General features: G+C 44.1%; 14 protein-coding genes. 11 read left to right on the top strand and 3 right to left on the bottom strand.

The annotated features are described in order from the left end of the window. Positions 1 to 35: 35 nt before the first annotated feature. Positions 36 to 602 (bottom strand): GNAT family N-acetyltransferase, encoded by a 567-nt coding sequence (locus tag MKY73_RS15140; RefSeq protein WP_339302432.1) that lies wholly within the window; start codon positions 600 to 602, stop codon positions 36 to 38. Between the two features lie 30 nt (positions 603 to 632). Then, on the bottom strand, positions 633 to 1,508 hold the full coding sequence (locus tag MKY73_RS15135) for a LysR family transcriptional regulator (protein ID WP_339308612.1): 876 nt from the start codon (positions 1,506 to 1,508) through the stop codon (positions 633 to 635). A gap of 112 nt (positions 1,509 to 1,620) precedes the next feature. Between MKY73_RS15135 and MKY73_RS15130 the strand changes: the two genes are divergently transcribed. The 9 genes from MKY73_RS15130 (at position 1,621) to MKY73_RS15090 (ending at position 14,998) form a co-directional block, all read left to right on the top strand. After that, positions 1,621 to 3,024, top strand: coding sequence for an MFS transporter (locus MKY73_RS15130; protein WP_339302431.1), 1,404 nt, complete (start codon positions 1,621 to 1,623; stop codon positions 3,022 to 3,024). A gap of 412 nt (positions 3,025 to 3,436) precedes the next feature. Continuing rightward, entirely contained in the window at positions 3,437 to 4,801 is a 1,365-nt protein-coding gene (locus MKY73_RS15125) for a cytochrome ubiquinol oxidase subunit I (protein ID WP_339302430.1), read from the top strand. Continuing rightward, on the top strand, positions 4,801 to 5,814 hold the full coding sequence (locus MKY73_RS15120) for a cytochrome d ubiquinol oxidase subunit II (protein ID WP_339302429.1): 1,014 nt from the start codon (positions 4,801 to 4,803) through the stop codon (positions 5,812 to 5,814). The genes MKY73_RS15125 and MKY73_RS15120 overlap by 1 nt, the downstream gene beginning before the upstream one ends. 53 nt (positions 5,815 to 5,867) lie before the next feature. Beyond that, on the top strand, positions 5,868 to 7,655 hold the full coding sequence (gene cydD, locus MKY73_RS15115; RefSeq protein ID WP_339308610.1) for a thiol reductant ABC exporter subunit CydD: 1,788 nt from the start codon (positions 5,868 to 5,870) through the stop codon (positions 7,653 to 7,655). Continuing rightward, entirely contained in the window at positions 7,652 to 9,379 is a 1,728-nt protein-coding gene (gene cydC, locus MKY73_RS15110; protein ID WP_339302428.1) for a thiol reductant ABC exporter subunit CydC, read from the top strand. The genes cydD and cydC overlap by 4 nt, the downstream gene beginning before the upstream one ends. 231 nt (positions 9,380 to 9,610) lie before the next feature. After that, complete coding sequence (locus MKY73_RS15105) at positions 9,611 to 10,306, top strand: response regulator transcription factor (protein WP_339302427.1); 696 nt, start codon at positions 9,611 to 9,613, stop codon at positions 10,304 to 10,306. Further along, positions 10,303 to 11,556, top strand: a complete 1,254-nt coding sequence (locus MKY73_RS15100; protein ID WP_339302426.1) for a HAMP domain-containing sensor histidine kinase — start codon at positions 10,303 to 10,305, stop codon at positions 11,554 to 11,556. The genes MKY73_RS15105 and MKY73_RS15100 overlap by 4 nt, the downstream gene beginning before the upstream one ends. Positions 11,557 to 11,661: 105 nt before the next feature. Next, positions 11,662 to 12,351, top strand: a complete 690-nt coding sequence (locus tag MKY73_RS15095; protein WP_339302425.1) for an ABC transporter ATP-binding protein — start codon at positions 11,662 to 11,664, stop codon at positions 12,349 to 12,351. Continuing rightward, positions 12,344 to 14,998 (top strand): ABC transporter permease, encoded by a 2,655-nt coding sequence (locus MKY73_RS15090; protein ID WP_339302424.1) that lies wholly within the window; start codon positions 12,344 to 12,346, stop codon positions 14,996 to 14,998. Before MKY73_RS15095 ends, MKY73_RS15090 begins: the two co-directional genes overlap by 8 nt. An 84-nt stretch (positions 14,999 to 15,082) precedes the next feature. Here MKY73_RS15090 and MKY73_RS15085 read toward each other — a convergent pair whose 3' ends face one another. Continuing rightward, positions 15,083 to 15,358, bottom strand: a complete 276-nt coding sequence (locus MKY73_RS15085) for a hypothetical protein (RefSeq protein WP_339302423.1) — start codon at positions 15,356 to 15,358, stop codon at positions 15,083 to 15,085. Between the two features lie 187 nt (positions 15,359 to 15,545). On the opposite strand from MKY73_RS15085, the gene MKY73_RS15080 reads away from it, so the two are divergent. Both MKY73_RS15080 and MKY73_RS15075 read left to right on the top strand, forming a co-directional pair. Further along, entirely contained in the window at positions 15,546 to 17,162 is a 1,617-nt protein-coding gene (locus MKY73_RS15080; protein ID WP_339302422.1) for a helix-turn-helix domain-containing protein, read from the top strand. A 28-nt stretch (positions 17,163 to 17,190) separates the two neighbouring features. Beyond that, a complete protein-coding gene (locus tag MKY73_RS15075) occupies positions 17,191 to 18,936 on the top strand; it encodes a sensor histidine kinase (protein ID WP_339302421.1) in 1,746 nt (581 codons plus the stop codon). Positions 18,937 to 18,940: the final 4 nt, after the last annotated feature.

Below are 18,940 nucleotides of genomic sequence, written 5' to 3'. Positions count from 1 at the left end.
GCTTTGTTCGCTCTTTAGATTATCGGTGGAGTTGTTTAATTAAAATTTTTGTAATAAACCAAATGATCGGTCCATTCATTATTTTCGTGTATAAACCCTTTACGCAGACATTCAAATTCCATACCAACACTCTCTGCCAGTTTCGTGGAAGGGGTATTATCCACATTGATATGAGCTTCTATGCGGTGAAATTTCAGATGTTCGAATGCAATATGAAGTGCTTCATTCACTGCTTCTTTCCCATAACCTTTTCGCCAATGCTGATTATGGATCGTGTATCCGAAACTTCCCCATTGAAAATCATCTCTTGCCAAGGTCGCAATATCAATCATACCCAGATGTGTACCATCTTGCTTTCGAAATACTCCAAAAACATATACCGTATCTGTACGCGCTAACTCCTGGTGTCGATCTACCAGATCATGAAACCAATCCAGCGTACATTCACTCATATCCATTTTTCCTTTATCATGGCGGTGTTGGGAAGGCAAGCGGTTTTCAAATTCATTTAACCAATTTTCATAGTCGTCTTTCTGTAATGGTCGAATGACTAGCCGTTCTGTCTCTGAAATATGATCAAATTTTTCTGCTTTTAATATCAAAATGACATCTCCTTTGGATTGATTTTTTATTCATGGCATAGCATTGAAATACTCCATAACCACGCTGCGAAACTCTAAAGCGGCTTTGGAAATATACCTGTTTTTATGTGAAAGTAGAGCGATTTCCCGAACGAGCTGGTGTTCCTCTACCTGAAGATATCTAATGCGCTCATGCGGGTTTCTGGCTGTGCTAGGTATAAACGCAAGACCGATCTCCGCCTCCACAAGGGCTGTTAATCTTGCAGGCTCATCACCTTCATATACATACTTCGGTACAAAACCAACGGATTGACATATGGAATCCACCATATCACGAACACCATATCCTTGCTTCACCCCAACAAACCACTCGTCCTTAAGCTCGGTTAATTGAATGCTGCTTCGGTCTGCATATCGATGCCCCATAGGAACAGCGACTACGATCGGATCGTCATATAGTATCTGACATTCGATATCGTCACCTTCAATCGGAGGGGAGGAGAGACAAAAATCCACCTCGCCCCGATATAGAAGCCTGTACATGTTTTCTAACGAAACCATTTGTACATGAAACTGAACGTCCGGCTTGTTTTTCCGAAATTCCCGCATTATACCTGGCAAAGTACTTGCCGTAGTCACCGCCAATTGCAGTGTACCCTGATCCGGGTTGGAGAGGTCAGCGATTTCCCGCTTTCCTTGTTCCAATTCAAATAGGGCTTTTTCAGTTCGCTGAAGAAATGTTCTTCCAAAGTCGTTTAGTCGCAGCTTTCTCCCGATTCGATCAAATAAAGGGACTCCCAGGTCTTCCTCTAATCGTTGTATCGTTTTGCTCAGGGAGGATTGCGTAACATGCAGCTTTCCCGCAGCTTCCGTAACATGTTCGCATCGGGCCACCGTCAGGAAATATTTAAGTTGAAGAAGCTCCATTTGCACCATTCCTTCATTCCTTCTAGTTCATCAAATCATAACATACAATGCGTTGGAATAAATGAATAGGTTCAAGTAAGATGACAGCAGAAGAAGGAGGAGTGATGCACTGATGAACGTTCGAAATAAAGGATTGATGTTGGCTGTGGGACTCGGAATTATGTTGAATCCGTTGAATTCCTCCATGATTTCGGTGGCAATCTCCAGGCTACAACAAGTGTACCAACTTGATTTTATAGCTGTTTCGTGGATCATTTTATCATTTTACATTGCCAGTGCTGTTGCTCAACCCGTCATGGGCAAGTGTAGTGATTTGTTTGGCCGCAGGAATATCTTCCTCATGGGTCTTGTTATTGTTTTTGTATCGTCCATGCTAGCTCCGTGGTCTTCGAGCTTTTCGTGGCTCATCGTATTCCGGATCGTTCAATCGATTGGCACAAGTATGATGGTGGCCGTCGGAATGGCGATTGTAAGAGTTAACGTAACTGACAAACAAGCCTCCGCATTGTCTACTTTGGCGATATTTCTCTCTGGAGCAGCTGCCATCGGGCCATTTATTGGTGGAGTATTGATACATTGGTGGGACTGGCATAGCATATTCTTCGTTAATATTCCGTTTGTCATGGCAAGCTTTTGGTTCGCTTGGAAAACAATCCCGAAGGACGAGCAATATCCGTCTATCTCTGGTCACATGTCCATTCGGCAATGGCTTGCATTAATTGATGCACCAGGCATCCTGATGTTTACGGTAGCTTTGGTGACTCTGCTCATCGGATTACTGTCAGTAAATTCCACAGGTGATATTTCTACATGGCATCTGCTGACAGGAGGGATCGGGTTAATTACATTTGTCATGTTCATCCGGCATGAATTAAAAGCAGCCAAGCCATTCATCCCTCTGCGAACATTTGCCGTATATCCAGAGATGACTTGGGTGAATGTACAATACACGCTGGTGAACATCCTGTTTTATGCACTTTTTTTTGGAGTTCCTACGTATTTGAAGCAGGTACGTCATCTCAACGAAGTTCATACAGGAATGAGCATGCTGGCTTTGGGGTTATGTTCAGTCATGATTGCTCCGATCGCAGGGCGCTGGATTGACAGATCGGGATCACGGCCAGCTTTAATCGTATCAGCTTGGTTAATGACCATTGGCTCTTTACTCATCGTATTCATGAATGAAACTTCTCCAATCTTCATTGTCATTGTTGCCTTGGCTTTATTTGGCATAAGTAACGGTCTAAACGCGGTTGGCATGCAAGCAGCTCTGTTCAAAAGCACACCCAAAGAAATGATAGGTGTTTCATCGGGGATTTTTAATACATCACGCTACCTAGGGACCATCATATCATCGTTATTGATTGGACTTGTTATGGGAGATACATTCAATGTGACAGGATTTCAGATGCTTGGAATCATCCTTACGGTATTAGCTGCATCATTGATCATCATGAGCGTACGCCGCGAGGCAGATGCGGTGAGTCCAGAGCAAATAAGCAAGCAAATAAAATAGTGAATCCACCGTGCAATACCACGTTTACACCCAATGAATCAATAGCTCTATTGGGTGTATTTTTTGTTTTTCACCAAGTTGTCAGAAAGAGTTGATCCTTTCTTGAACGTTTAGGGTAGAAGACGTGACTTTGATTGAATTAGGTAAAAATAAAGATATAATAATTTTGATTATTAGGTCTCGCATAGCATTTTCTATGCATTTAATATCAGGAATCAACAGGAGTAATCGCAAAGTACATGTGGCAACATATCGTTGCCGTTTACTTTGTGAAATTTTTCTCTTGTCCTGCAGATGCAAACTATAGGAGGTCCTAATCTGATATTAAATGCAACAAGTGAGTGCAGACCTAGTCATACGCCAAAATTGATTACTACAAATGGACAGAGTTTGAAAGGAGGCAATACAAAGAATGGCTATTGATACGGTGTTATGGAGCAGACTGGTGACTGGTTTGACACTCGGATTCCACGTTATTTTTGCGACGCTGGGTGTCGGTGTACCTTTGATGATTGCTATAGCAGAGTTCATCGGCATTCGGAAGAAAGATCACCATTACATACTTATGGCAAAGAGGTGGTCCAGAGGATTTGTCATATCTGTGGCGGTTGGTGTGGTGACAGGTACAGCGATATCGCTGCAATTGGCCCTGGTGTGGCCGAATTTTATGAAATTGGCCGGGAATGTTATTGCACTGCCACTATTTATGGAAGTATTCGCGTTCTTTTTTGAAGCGATCTTCTTGGGTATTTATTTGTACACGTGGGATCGGTTCAAAAATCCCTATATTCACTGGTTGCTGACTATACCGGTTGTTGCCGGGGCAGGGATGTCTGCTGTCTTTATCACGACAGTCAATGGATTCATGAACCAGCCTGAAGGCTTTGTCATGGAAGCAGGTCAATTCTTGGCAGTGAATCCTGTACAAGCAATGCTGAATGCGGCGACATTCTCCAAAGTATTTCATGTATTAAGCTCTGCTTATCTGACAGGAGCTGCTCTGTTAGCTGGAATTGCAGCCTTGGCGATGCTGAGAAAAGGGGTGTCAGCCTACCTCAAAAAGGGCCTGAACCTCATGATGGCCGTTGTTCTGGTCTTCAGCTTATTAAACTCCTTAGCCGGAGATGTATCTGCCAAGTTTTTGGCTGAGCATCAACCGGAGAAACTCGCAGCTGCCGAGTGGCATTTCGAGACGGAAAGCGGTGCGGACTTAATTTTATTGGGATGGCTGAATGCAGAACACGAAATTATAGGCGCACTTCATTTGCCGAAAGTGCTCAGCTTCCTTGCCTTTGGAGACTTTAACGCCGAGGTTACCGGGTTGAACGAATTTCCACCTGATGAGCAACCGCCGTTACTTGTGCATTACTTGTTTGATTTGATGGCTGGAATTGGATTCGCTTTACTCGCGATCTCATTGCTATATTTCCTGTTTGTGTTCTGGAAGAAGCGCAACCAATTTAACAAGTGGATGCTACGTATGGTTGCACTCAGTGCACCGCTTGCATTTCTGGCTGTTGAGATGGGCTGGTTCTATGCAGAAGTGGGGCGGCAGCCATGGATCATCCGAGGTTATATGCGCGTAGAAGAGGCCGCTACTTCTTCACCGAGTGTGAGAATTTTATTTTTCGTTTTCTTGCTTCTGTACATCGTGCTCGGCGTCATCTGTGTCCTCGTGTTGAGACGTTTGTTCAATAACAATCCTGCAGAGCTTGAGATGGAGAAATGGTTGAAGGAGAAGCATGATCAATCAGCCGAGAAAGGGGATAAGAGCTGATGAGTTATGAGTTGATTGGGATATCGGTACTCTGGCTGTTCTTGTACGGTTATCTTATTGTAGCTTCGATTGATTTTGGAGCAGGTTTTTTTGCCTTTTATGCACGCCTCACCAAGCAGGATCATCTGATTAATCGGCTGATTTCCCGGTATCTATCACCGGTGTGGGAGATCACCAACGTATTTTTTGTCTTTTTCTATATTGGCATCGTCGGGTTTTTCCCGGATACCGCTTATTATTATGGCTCCGCGCTGCTTGTCCCGGGAAGTATTGCCGTCATTCTGCTTGCTATTCGGGGGTCGTTTTATGCTTTTGAGAATTACGGTTCCAAAAATAACATTGTATATTTGTTTTTATACGGAGCTACGGGTTTGCTTATCCCGGCATCGTTGTCAGTGGCACTGACACTGTCTGAAGGTGGCTTTATTCTAAAGCAGGGGGAGACGGTTTCCCTGGATTATTGGGCGCTGTTCACCAATCCGTTATCGTGGAGCATCGTTGGACTCGCCATCGTATCCGTATTGTTCATTAGCGGATCATTTCTTACATTTTACGCTTCTCGGGCAGAGGATCATGCGGCATTAAAACTGATGCACAACTATGCTCTGTTCTGGAGTACACCGACCATTATTCTCGCGCTGACTGCATTTATATATTTGGGTCAACACAATGAGCGTCATTTTCAAAATATGATGGATTTATGGTGGCTGCTGGCGCTATCCGTTGCATTTTTCATGATTGCCATGTGGCTGTTATATAACGGTCGCCGTTACGGATTAGCTTTTATTTTCATTATGCTGCAATTTTTCACAGCCTTTTTCGCTTACGGCATTGGGCAGTATCCTTATATTCTTGATCCATATATCACGATTCAGAGCAGTGCCACACCGCCAGCAATGGGTTTTGCGCTAGTGGTTGTGTTTATCGGTGGGCTGTGCCTGTTAATTCCTTCTCTTATTCTGGTCTTCAAACTGTTCCTGTTTGATGCGGATTATGTGAAAGGGAAAAAATAAAGGAGGAGCTTTCCGTGAAGAGAAAAGCCAAATCCAATCTGATCTCGCAGCAAATGTCGTTACAACGAACAAACAGGCTGCTCCTTGCGATCATTTCGCTGGCGCTTGGTGTGGCTATTATAAGTCAGGCGGCATTGGTGACTGAAGCAGTCCAACGGATTTTTGTAGAGAAAGCTTCCTTCTCATCGGCGATGCTGCTGCTTGGGCTATTGCTGGCAGTAATGACTGTGCGCACACTGTTGACGTATGGCAACGGGAAAGTGGGTTTGCATATGGCAGCACGTGCCAAGACAAATATGCGAGCTTCTGTGTTGCAGAACCTTACCCGCGCTTCCATGCCTTCAACCCTTCGTGGACAGACGGGAGGAAAGGTCAGCGTTGCTCTGGATGCTGTGGATGAAGCTGACAGCTATTTCAGTCAGTACATGCCGCGTATGATGGAAGCTGCAATGATTCCGATACTGATTCTGATTGTTACGTTTACGCAGCACGCCAACACAGGCTACATTATGCTGTTTACAGCACCGTTTATCCCGCTGTTCATGATTTTGGTGGGACTCAAGACAAAGAACAAATCCGAAGAGAAATACGCGCAGCTGGCCGAGTTTTCCGGTACATTTCTGGATTCGCTTCAAGGGCTGGTTACGTTGAAAATATTCGGACGGGCTAAACGTCAGCAGCAGGAGATTGAGCGCAGCAGTCTGGGTTATCGGGATGCCACGATGGGCATTTTGAAGATTGCCTTTACAAATACGTTTATGCTGGAATCGATCGTAATGTTAAGCATCGGTATCGTTGCGCTCGAACTGGCTATACAGTTACTCGTGTTCAAATCGATGAGCTTCCACACGGCCTTTCTTGTGTTGTTGCTCGTGCCTGAGTTTTACAGTCTATTGAAGAATACAGGAACGGCTTTTCACAGCGGGCGAACCAGTATGGGGGCGATTCGTAAGGTGGAAGAGATGCTTGAGGACACAAGTGGCGCAAGTATGCCAATCGTAGATGAGAAAGCCGAAAAGAGTACACATATCGGTGATACAAATGATCTAAGGGTGCAGCAGGACGAGTTACGCACAACTCGTGCCGAGTTGGTTCCAATGCCACCAACCATTGAACTCGACCATGTCCGGTTCCAGTACGCATCGGATTCCTTTGGACTTGAGACAGGACAGCTCTCGATTGGACCGGGAGAACAGATTGCCATTGTAGGCAAAAGCGGCTCCGGCAAAACAACGCTGCTGCATCTCATTGCCGGTTTGTTAAAACCAGATTCGGGAGCGGTTCTGGTTAACAGAAGTGAGCTTTCGCAACATGATGAAACTGCATGGTTTGAGCAAGTTAGCTACATTACACAGCATCCGTATATTTTTGCAGGTACCTTTGCTGAAAATATAGCGATTGGAGCAGGTCGAAACGTCTCCAGAGCTGAAATAGAGCAGGCGGCAGAGGAAGCAGGACTTGCTGGCGTTGTCGCTCAGTTGGAGCAGGGATTGGATACGTTTGTTGGTGAGGGTGGTCGGGGGCTATCTGGTGGGGAAAAGCAGCGACTTGCCTTGGCACGTGCTTTTCTGAAGCGACCAGCCGTTATTTTGTTCGATGAACCCACAGTAGGACTGGATCTTCACACCGAACGGGTACTGCAACAGTCCATTGCGTCATTAGCCAAAACAGCGACGATGATTACGGTGGCACACCGTTTATATACGATTCAACATGCAGACAACATTTTGTTCATGGACAATGGGGTCTTAGTTGACTCAGGACATCATGAAGCGCTTCTGGTGCGCCTGCCTCAATATGCGGAGATGGTGGATGTACAACGGAGAGGGGGATTAGCATGACTGAGCTGACGATACTGTCAAAAGCGATGATTCAGGAGCGCAAGGATATCTTGCTTTCGATTGTGGGCGGATTCATCGCCGGCATAGCAGGGGTAGCACTCTTTTCCGCGAGTGGATACATGATTTCGCAAACGGTATTTGCGCCACCGCTATATACCCTAATCGTACTTACCTCGATGGTCAAACTGCTCGGTTTCCTTCGGGCGGCGAGTCGTTACGCAGAACGCTTGTACTCTCATAGGGCGACATTCTCCATGCTCAGCCGTTTGCGGACATCTTTTTTTGCCAAACTCATTCCGGTAACGCCGGGTATATTGAACAAAAATCGAAGCGGAGATCTGCTTGCGCGGATCGTGGGTGATGTGGAAAGCTTGCAAAATTACTTTTTGCGTGTCGCATATCCACCGATCATTGTTGTTATGGTGTTTTTGGCAACCATGCTGTTCACTTCGGCTTTTTCCATCTGGATTGCGTGTTTGTTAGTACTCGGTATGCTGATCACGGCATTTGTTGTACCAGGCATTGTCTTGTTAGGTCAGCGAAAAATCCACGGACGTGTCCGCCAGCAACGGGCCTTGCTGTCCACGGAAGTGACCGAAGTGTTGTATGGTTTCCGGGATCTGAAAGTATACGGCCAACTGGAACAGCGCGAGCAGCAGCTTCAGCAGGCTTCCGCTGCACTGGCAACAGAACAGAAACAAGCCGCTTCGCACTTGCTACGAGGGCAATCCATGCACGTTTTTGTGACGTACCTCGTGACATGGGGAGTGCTGGCACTGAGCGCTTTCTTAATTATGAATGGGGTGTTTGCCGGTGTGTTCCTCGCCATGCTAATTCTGGCTACACAGACCGTGTTCGAAGAAGCTGCGGCAATGGCTGTATTACCTCTATATAAGCAGGACAGCGAACATGCAGCTCAGCGACTGACGGAAACGGTGCCAACCTCCGATGTACATCCTGCACAGCCAAGGGGTGAATTGTCAGGTGATCATGCAGTATCAATCGAGTTATCTCATGTTAACTTCCAATATGAAGGAGAATGGAGACCGGCGCTGAGGGAGCTATCCCTGCAGCTTACAGCAGGCTCCAAAACTGCGATTGTCGGGCCGAGCGGGTCAGGTAAGTCAACGATTATCGATCTGCTACTCAAGCTGCGTACACCAATGTCTGGTGATATACGGTTAAATGATGTTCCGGTGCAGGAATTGAATGAAGAGAGTATTTGGCAAAGGGCAAATGTTGTGTTGCAGCAAAGTCATTTCTTCCGGGGAACCATTCGGGATAACTTGCTGCTGAACGGAGAAGAACATTCGGATGGACATCTGTCGGCTGTGCTGGATAAAGTACAACTGCCAAATAAGTCGTTGACCGACATGGTGTATGAAAAAGGGGAGAACCTGTCCGATGGCGAGAAGCAGCGGCTGGCACTGGCACGAGCCATGTTGCGAAACGGACGGTTATGGCTGCTGGACGAACCGACTTCTTCTCTGGATTACCTCACAGAGCAACGTGTATTACAGCATTTTCTGGCACAGGCATCCGAAGATACAATTCTTCTAATCTGCCATCGGCTTACGGGATTGGAAGAGATGGATCGGATTGTCGTCATGGACCAAGGCAAGATTGTAGAATCGGGTTCTTTCTCCGAGTTAATGGAGCAAAAAGGCTACTTTTATGAAATGAAGCAAGTTGAACGACAAATGATCGGCGACGCCGGGGCGTGAGAATGTAAGAAGAGTCCTGTTCGTGGTGTCGATAGTGCTTCAAAACAGGCTAAAGAACGGTTACTGATGTTATCTGTTATTAACAGTAATCCGTTCTTTAGTCTTTTTGTCTATCCATTGATGATGGCAAACATTCACGTGAGTGAACTCAAATGATGTATAATGACGCAGGAACGCTATAATCAAAATCAAATATATACAAGTTCAAAATAGCATGAGCTGAGGTGTACGATGAATCGCTTATTACTCGTAGAAGATGATGAGAACCTGGTGTTTGGTATTCAATACACATTGTCCAATGAAGGATATGAGGTCGTTGTGGCGAGTAGCTTGGTAGAAGCCAGACAGGCACTGCAGGCACAGTTGATCGATCTGATTTTATTGGATGTCACTTTGCCTGATGGATCGGGATATCAACTATGCAGTGAGATTCGGGTAACGTCGCAAGTACCCATTATCTTTTTGACGGCTTTGGATGAGGAGGCGAATGTGGTCGCTGGGCTTGATCTCGGAGCAGACGACTATGTAACCAAGCCTGTACGAACCAAAGAACTTATTTCACGAATCAAGGCCGTATTGCGACGTAACAACAAGGGAAAACAAGAAGTAGGCTTATGGATATCCGATAACATTCAGGTTCGTATTTTAGAAGGAACTGTACTCAAAAACAATAGTGAAATTACACTGACGGCACTTGAATATCGACTACTATTGATGTTGATCTCTCATCCAAAGCAGATATACAGCAGAAGTTCAATTCTGAATCATCTCTGGGATCTCTCTGGCGACTTCATTGATGATAATACGCTCTCTGTCCATATCCGCAGGTTAAGAGAGAAAATCGAAGATATTCCTGCAGCACCACAGTATATCGTAACTGTTCGGGGGATCGGATATAAATGGAATGTAGAGGTTATAGGGAAATGAAAATGATTGAAGTTTTGCGAAATCCCGAGTGGAAGTCCCTCGCCATTAAAGTACTTGCTCTGCAAGTTCTTTTGTCGTTTATGATGTTCTTATACATGCAGCATCAAGTTGATGGCATCAATACAATCATAGTGAATCAGAATAGCGCCCTAATCGGACATTTGTTGATGAAAGATCCCCAGTTGGAGAATGAGGTGATTCACTTTGTTACCCAAGGAGCTCAGGCCGATGAAATCGCAGAGGGGCAACGCATTCTTGCACAATACGGTTATCAGACAGGCAAGCCTTTAGAAGAGCAACCTGCTCTTACAGGACGAGCATTACCCTTGAAAACAGCGACTCAAGTACTGATGTTCCTGATTCCACTCCTTATTGTACTTCTGTGGGAGTATCGCAAATTTTTCGTGAAAATCAGAACGATTTCCCATGCGGCGGAGCAGGTTGTGGAACAGCAATTCGATCAAAAACTGCCTGAAACGGAGGATGGAGACTTTGGCTCGCTCGGCCGGAACTTTAATGCAATGGCCGGTAGATTATCCAACAGCCTGGAGTTACTCCGGCAGGAAAAAACCTTCCTGCGCAATTTGTTATCCGACATTTCCCACCAGCTCAAAACACCCCTGGCTTCTCTGATTGTGTTCAATGAAAATCTGACAAATGATCCCGGGATGAAAGAAGAAATGAGAATGACGTTTCTGGAACGAAGTCGGCAGCAGCTTGATCGAATGGAATGGCTCATCATCAGTCTGCTCAAGCTGGCACGAGTCGAGGCGGGAGCAATTGGATTTCGAAAAGAAAGGATCGGGTTAAGGGAGATGGTGGAGAGCGCTGTCTATTCACTCCGGGCGGTAGCAGACCAGAAGCGGCAAAACATATCCATCCTCGGAAGTGAGAATGCGTATGTGCATGCAGATGAAGAATGGCTTAAGGAAGCTGTTATGAATTTGATAAAAAATGCACTGGAACACACCCCCTCAGAGGGAGAGGTTCGAATCCATTTGGAGGAGAATTCACTGTTTGATACAATCATTATTCAGGACTACGGCGAAGGTATTCATCCCGAAGATATGCCTCACATTTTCAAGCGGTTTTATAAAGGCAAGAACCATAACAAGCCTAACAGTATAGGCATTGGTCTGGCTTTGAGCAAATCGATCATTGAGGAACAACACGGGATCATAACGGTGGAGAGTGTGCCTCAAGAAGGGACGACATTCAGAGTTTCGTTTTTCAAAAAAGAGTGGAACTAAGAAGAAGCTTACGATAATGTAAGCTTCTTCTTCACTTCAACGTAAGCTTCCACACCTATAATAACAATCAAGCAATGTTAATCATACAACTGGAGGTACAACAGGGTGGAAATTTTGAAGACCGATCATTTATGTAAAATATACGGAAGTGCTGAGGCAAGGGTGGAAGCATTGAGAGATGTTAATCTGTCCGTCAATCAAGGAGAATTCGTCGCGATCGTAGGCGCCAGCGGATCTGGCAAAAGTTCATTGCTGCATCTGCTCGGGGGAGTGGATCAACCGACAAGTGGTCATGTCATTATTGACGGTATTGACCTGTATTCTCAAAGTGAAAATGAACTTGCTGTGTTTAGAAGACGCAAAATCGGTTTTATTTTTCAATCGTATAATCTGATCCCGGTATTAACTGCGCAAGAAAACATTAAATTGCCAATGCTGCTTGAGAATAAACATGTAGACGAGGGTTATCTTGAGGAATTATTGAGCGTGCTGGGACTCAGCGATCGAAGGCACCACCTTCCATCCCAATTATCAGGTGGGCAACAGCAGCGAACTGCAATTGGACGCGCATTGATCAATAAACCATCGATTATTCTGGCGGATGAACCAACCGGCAACCTGGACAGCAAAAACAGTAGAGAAATTGTGGATCTGCTTACCTACTCCGTCAGAAAGTACAATCAAACCTTGATTATGATCACACATGATTTGAATGTTGCTCAGAGAGCGGACCGTGTTGTAAATATAAAAGATGGTGCACTCTTGCAGCAAACAGGGGTGATAGGTCGTGAATAGGTATACCAGTCTTACCCAAAAATATTTGCTGGGGCAGAAAAAAAGATCAATCCTAACGATCGCTGGCATTATTTTATCCGTAACTCTACTTACTGCCATAGGAACCATTGGTCTTAGCTTCAGAGACAAGGTGATTCGGCAAACCGTTCAAGAGTACGGGGATTACCATGTTTCTTTTAACGGATTACCTGGAGAAGCAGTCCCAAGAGTCGTCAATAATGCATCCGTAGAGAGTGCTGGGATCATTAGCAGAGAAGGTTATTCGGTCATCAGCAAAACGAATGAAAAAGAAAAGAAGGAAAATCCGTTTGCCGCACCTTATCGGTATTTGAACCTCAAAGGTTATGATGCCGATGCGATGAACATGCTCCAAGTTCAACTGGATTCGGGCAGGCTGCCGAAAAATTCGCATGAAGTTATTCTTTCGACCTGGAGTCTGGATCGATTTGCGACCAAACCAAAGCTTGGAGAATCGATTACCCTGGGTCTGGGAGAACGAACGGTCGCATCAACCGGGGAGATCAAACCTGTCAATGGTCTGGGTGATTTTGGTTGGGATCTTGATGAAGACTTTCGTCCGCAAAAAGAGAGAGAGTTCACTGTTGTAGGGTTTATGAAGGGAGGTACTAATGCTTCGTGGTCGTCCAACTTCATCTTTCCAGCCATCACGTATGAAGATAATGTAAACATCGATGCGAACAAAAGTTATTTTATTTATGTCAAAATGAAATCGATGAATCAGATTCAGGCGAAGACGGAAGCGATAATATCTTCATTAAAGCTTAACCAAGTGGATCAAGGCTCTGCCTTAGCCTTGGATAAGGATAATCAATATAAAAATATTCGTGTCGAATACAATAATGAACTGCTTAAGCTGTATGGCAAAAGCACCTTTGAAGGTGTAAACCATAGTTTGTTATATGCATTCGCAGCGATCATCATTATTATTATGGGTTGTACGAGTGCAGTGATCTATAATACGTTTCATATTTCTGTTCTGGAGCGGACCTCCCAATTCGGAATGTTACGGTGCATAGGGGCTACCCCATCACAAATACGTAAATTAGTTCTCAAAGAGGCTACAATACTTAGTCTAATTGCTATCCCTATTGGATTACTGACGGGAACTGTTTTTATGAAACTTTTGTTTTACAACATCAGCTTTTTGGCGTTGGGAATTCTGAATGATATGCAAATGGTCATCTCCATGCCAATTTTAATCATCGCCGGGGTACTGGGATTATTGACTGTCTATCTGTCGGCAATCGGACCTGCGAGACTGGCAGCGAAGGTATCTCCACTTGAGGCGGTTCATAGCTCAGGTAGCCTGAATGTCGAGAACGTAACATCTGTCCGGAGATCAAAGCTGCTGGGAAAACTGTTAGGTATCGAAGGGCAGTTTGCTAGTCGAAACATCAGACGGAACAAAAAACGCTTCCGCATCACTGCCTTTTCAATAGTGGTCAGTATGATTCTATTTATTGTCTTTAACGGATTGGCTGGTTTACTTGGGCAGCCATCGCAATCAGGTATCGATTATTCCTACTCGGTTATGTATGAAGGACCTTCCAAACGGATCGATGATTCCGTATATTCTGACATTGTCAAGCTTGATGCAGTAGAACATGCTTACAGGTTTTATAGCAATCAGATTATGGCGATATATCCCAAGGAAAAAGTTAACCCTAAATATTATGAAATCCGTCCAGGTATGTATCCTGTTGCCATAGGGGAAGAGTATCAAACAAGCAACAACTTTATAGAATCTTTTGGTAATAATGGCCTTGACGCTCTGAAATCCAAACTAACCGCTGGTACGGTCAACATAGAGAAGATGAACAAGGAAAATGGTGTTATCATTAATCAAAAACTAAGAGTAGTAACCGATGATGGCAAACAGATAGTTACAGATCAAACTCAATTTAAGGTTGGGGATCACATAAAAGTACGCAGTATGGATAGTGAGAATCAAGAATACGAGACTTTGACGGTAACTGGAATTGTTGATCAAGGCTTGTTGTCGAACAGTTATAATGAGAGTGCAATGCTTGAATTCATAACCACGCCTGAAGTCGTAGAGAAGGTCACAGGAAACGATACGTACTCCAGAATCTTTATTCTTGCCAAAACCGATGTTTCCAACAAACCAATTACGGACTATCTCAAATCTTTACCCCAAAAAGATGCTGGTTATAGCTACACAAATAAGGTGGAGCAACTGGCCCAAGCAAAAAACGATGCGACAACTGCCAAGATCTTTTTATACGGATTTATTGGTGTCATTGTCCTGATTGCCTTCCTGAATATACTGAACACCGTCAGCACAAACCTCATTCTACGCACCAAAGAATTTGCGGTGCTCAAAGCGATCGGCATGACACAGCGTAATGTCGGTAAAATGATTCTATTAGAAGGTGTTATATACGGCGTGTACGCTGCAGGATATGGTAGTATACTCGGAACAATACTAAGCTATGGGATACATCTTCTCTTCAAAGGTGCTTTCGATGTAGGTTGGTCCATTCCATGGGCTAGTATAGTTCTTGCTTGTGCAGGTGCCATAGCAACAACACTTGCTGCCACTGCTTGGCCGATGTATCGATTGAACCAAACGAGCATCGTTGAGGCATTTAGAAAGGAAACATAGACAACTATACAACAGATGATTGCTTGAAAAGTCGCATAGATAGAATGCGGCTTTTTTGGTTTTAAGACCGTCTTTTCAATACCTTTACATCACAGCAGATGATTCAGATGCCTTATTTTTCTTCGCAAGCGGTTTTTTCCTGAGTGTTCGATCATATAGATACGGTTTACCGTGATATTCCCATGCTTTCTTTTGTTTTTGCTTTTTATGTATATCAACCTTAATCTCCAGATTGGCAACGTTGCTCTGGAATTCAGTCGCAATTCGTTTGCACCATTTCAGTCCACTTTCTTCTGATGCACTGAAGTGCACGCGTAACAGATATCCATTCACCGTCAATTCAAACTTATATAAATTCATGGTATGTATCCTTTCCAGGTAGAGATTATATACTGCACAAAATACGATAATCTGATTATAACACGAACGTATGTTCTGGAAAAGTGGTATTTATGAAAACCATAATCCAAGAAGGTTCGTTAGACTCCTTCGCAGGAGTTCGTTTAATGGTAAAATATCTAAAAATGGTTCATGTTGGGGGATACGCATGTATAAACTGATGATCGTCGATGATGAATTGCTCATGCGGGTTGGAATTCGTTCTATGCTGAATTGGGAAGAGTACAATTTCCATGTTGTTGGTGAAGCTGGAAATGGTAAAGAGGCATTGAGCCTGGCACTTGAAGTAATGCCGGACCTAATTATTACAGATATCAAGATGCCGGTTATGGATGGACTGCAGCTTATACAAGAGGCCTCCAGCTCACTAAAAACCTGTAAGTATGTCATCCTGAGTAATTTTGACGAATTTCATTATGTGAAAGAGGCACTGAAACTTGGCGCTACAGATTACTTGATTAAAAGCGAGATCACCGAATCCTCCCTTATTGAGCTCCTGAGCACGGTTGGACAGAAACTGCAAAGTGAACATGTTCATCCAACCAATTCACCCTCTATCGCGCAGGATTATTCCAAGAATCTAAGATATCTAAAGGATAGTTTTTTTCAAGATATTGTAAGCGGATTCATAAGTGGAGAGTACATCTTCTCCAGAGCAGAAGAACTGCATTTTCGTATCCATTCGGACCAGCTGGTTGTCATCAAGTTCATCGTGAACTATTACGAGGACGCAAAGAGGAAATATGTTGAGAAGGGGGAAAAGCTACTCCGATTTTCAATTCTTAATATTATGGAAGAGATTATTCCCTCGAAGTGGGAGAAGGAGATTTTTGTTGAAAGCTCTTCTGAATATTGGGTGATCGTCAATGTACATCCTGAGAGCCAATCGGTAAACACCGATATAAATAAACTATGTAACAAATTGCTGTCTTCCATCAAGGATTTTATGAATCTGTCACTCACCGCAGGGGTAAGTACGATGGTTTCCGGCTTCCCTCACATTAAGAAGGCCTGCCAAGAGGCGGAAATGGCTCTACAACATGGGTTCTTCACAGGTAGCAACAAGGTATTGTATTACGAGTATATGGTCGAATCCCCAGATCGACAGGAAGTTAAAGGGGCTTTAAGCCCGCAACAAGAACGAGATTTGTTGAAGTTATGGGTAAGCAAAGACATCAATAAAGCGAAAGAGTTCCTCGAAGGAATCCGATCCAATATGGAGCAGCTACGAGCGGATGAGAATAGCATTCGCAAGCAATATATCATGGTATTGGAAGTGATACATTCCCATCTTTCCCGAGCTACGGAAAGAGGTACATCTTCTTTAACAGAAAAATCGCCATATGAAATCGTTCTAAAGGGGGAGTATTGGGAAGATATTCACCAAGATATGCTTGCCCATATTGCGTATTACTTCCAAACCGATTCCCAAAACAAACAGGAAAGCACCTACACCGATCTGGCCACTGAATTGATCGACAAGTATTATGCTGAAGATATTTCCTTGCAAGGCATCGCAAGCCAAATCAGTGTTAATCCGTCATATTTAAGCCGGGTGTTCAAGCAGGAACGAGGAGAGAACTTTATCACGTATTTGACCCGAGTTCGCATTGAACACGCTAAAACGTATCTATCGAGCAGAGGAATGAGAGTGTATGAAATCGCAGAAAAGGTAGGCTACCATAATTACACGTACTTCAGTAAGATTTTCAAAAAATCGGTAGGTGTCACCCCTGAGGAATATCGAGAGTTACAGCAGGGATAAATGTAATCGGTGAATAGAGGTGCAGCATATGAAGCATGTTCGGCCTTTCCGAATCAAGTACAAAATTATGGTGATCTGTATGACCGTCATTATCCTTCCGGTATTGGTGATGACGATCAATTCGTATTACTCCTCAGAGCGGTTATTGGCACAGAACTATACAACGCTGCTCAATGATCTGGCCAAACAGACGAATATTCGCATTGACGAGTTCCTCAAGGAGATTGAAAAAATTTCATTACTGGCTAGCAATGGTCTTAGTGACAATCTGTCTGCCACTCATGAAGGAAGTTTTCCGATCCAGGATTTCCTGCGAACGGGTGATGAACAGCATGAGATTGCCGCATACAACATTCTGATGAATTATATCATGATGAAAGATCGTGTATTCTCTATCTACCTCTACAATATGAACGGGGGACAGGACCTTTTTGTCAGTCCGCATCAACCCATTGATCCGAACTACAAAGTAGCGAATGAATTATGGTTTAAAAAGTTCATGCATGATAATGATCGAACCATTACCCTCACAACACGAATCGACGAGCAATTGGAGAATAAAATACTGGCCGTGTCACACGCTCGCAAAATTCATGATGTGTCTAGTGGAGAGCTGCTTGGTGTAATCGTTGTCAGTATTGATATCAAATTCATCGAGATTGTCAATCGAAATTTGCAGGAAGGGTTACGCTCCAGATTCATGATCGTTGATGAGGATGACAAAATCGTATATAACGTGAACGAACGATTAATTGGGACATTGTTCAGGGACAACGTGCGTCCACCTGAAACATTCAATGTCGTGGTGACCAGTCCCCTTAGTCAGCAAAAATGGACAACTTACTTATATATGCCTTTGGATGAGTTGACTGCGGATGGCAAAATATTGGGCCGTAATCTGGTTACACTCGCCATAGTCATTGTTCTTTTTGCTGCCGTCATATCCATTTTTCTATCTCACGTGATCACAACGCCCATTAAAAAACTGTTACGGAATATCGCGTTAGTTGAGAAAGGTCAGTTTGAACAAGTCGAACCTATTGGCTCAAGAGACGAGATTGGACACTTATCCATTCGATTTAATAGAATGTCTCACGAGTTGAAGCGGTTGGTCGAACGGATGCAGCAAGAAGAGATCGAAAAAGCCAAGGCCGAGATGCGTGCGCTCCATGACCAGATCAAGCCTCATTTTCTATATAATACCCTTGGGTCGGTGAAATGGATCGCCTCGATGCAACAAGCTGACAAAATCGTGGATATGACTGATGCCCTAATCTCGATGCTCCGCTATGCCACAAAATCCGATGGAACCCTCGTAACGATTCGTGAGGAACTCGATAATATAGCCAATTATGTAACGATCCAGAATGTCAGGTACTATGATTGTATTCAGATGAGATATGAGATTGAGGATAGCGTGTTGGATTATCGGATGCCCAAAATGATCCTGCAGCCCATTGTGGAGAATGCAATTTTTCATGGCCTGGCCGAGCTAGAGGAAGACGGAATCATCACCATTCGGATTCAACTGCGAATGGATGAAGTTGTCATTGAAATCTGTGATAATGGCGTGGGTATGGATCAACATACGATGCAGAACCTCATGGAAGAAAAGTCCGGTGCAGGTACAGGAACCAATGGAATTGGACTGCATAATGTGCAGCGACGAATTCAACTTCATTTTGGGAAACCTTATGGAATACAGGTGGAGAGTATAGCAGGTGAAGGTACCAAGTTCTCCATTTTGCTGCCTGCCATTTCAGAGTTTAGATAGAACC

Source organism: Paenibacillus sp. FSL R5-0519 (assembly GCF_037974275.1).
Taxonomy (GTDB): Bacteria; Bacillota; Bacilli; order Paenibacillales; family Paenibacillaceae; genus Paenibacillus.
This window is presented reverse-complemented; position numbering and strand designations above follow the sequence as displayed.

What these genes read in the sequence shown, in the direction of transcription:
- cydC (WP_339302428.1), top strand. Translation starts at nt 7,652, where the DNA reads ATGACTGAGCTGACGATACTGTCAAAAGCGATGATTCAGGAGCGCAAG.
- MKY73_RS15085 (WP_339302423.1), bottom strand. Translation starts at nt 15,358, where the DNA reads ATGAATTTATATAAGTTTGAATTGACGGTGAATGGATATCTGTTACGC.
- MKY73_RS15075 (WP_339302421.1), top strand. Translation starts at nt 17,191, where the DNA reads ATGAAGCATGTTCGGCCTTTCCGAATCAAGTACAAAATTATGGTGATC.
- MKY73_RS15080 (WP_339302422.1), top strand. Translation starts at nt 15,546, where the DNA reads ATGTATAAACTGATGATCGTCGATGATGAATTGCTCATGCGGGTTGGA.
- cydD (WP_339308610.1), top strand. Translation starts at nt 5,868, where the DNA reads ATGTCGTTACAACGAACAAACAGGCTGCTCCTTGCGATCATTTCGCTG.
- MKY73_RS15100 (WP_339302426.1), top strand. Translation starts at nt 10,303, where the DNA reads ATGAAAATGATTGAAGTTTTGCGAAATCCCGAGTGGAAGTCCCTCGCC.
- MKY73_RS15135 (WP_339308612.1), bottom strand. Translation starts at nt 1,508, where the DNA reads ATGGAGCTTCTTCAACTTAAATATTTCCTGACGGTGGCCCGATGCGAA.
- MKY73_RS15125 (WP_339302430.1), top strand. Translation starts at nt 3,437, where the DNA reads ATGGCTATTGATACGGTGTTATGGAGCAGACTGGTGACTGGTTTGACA.
- MKY73_RS15120 (WP_339302429.1), top strand. Translation starts at nt 4,801, where the DNA reads ATGAGTTATGAGTTGATTGGGATATCGGTACTCTGGCTGTTCTTGTAC.
- MKY73_RS15105 (WP_339302427.1), top strand. Translation starts at nt 9,611, where the DNA reads ATGAATCGCTTATTACTCGTAGAAGATGATGAGAACCTGGTGTTTGGT.
- MKY73_RS15130 (WP_339302431.1), top strand. Translation starts at nt 1,621, where the DNA reads ATGAACGTTCGAAATAAAGGATTGATGTTGGCTGTGGGACTCGGAATT.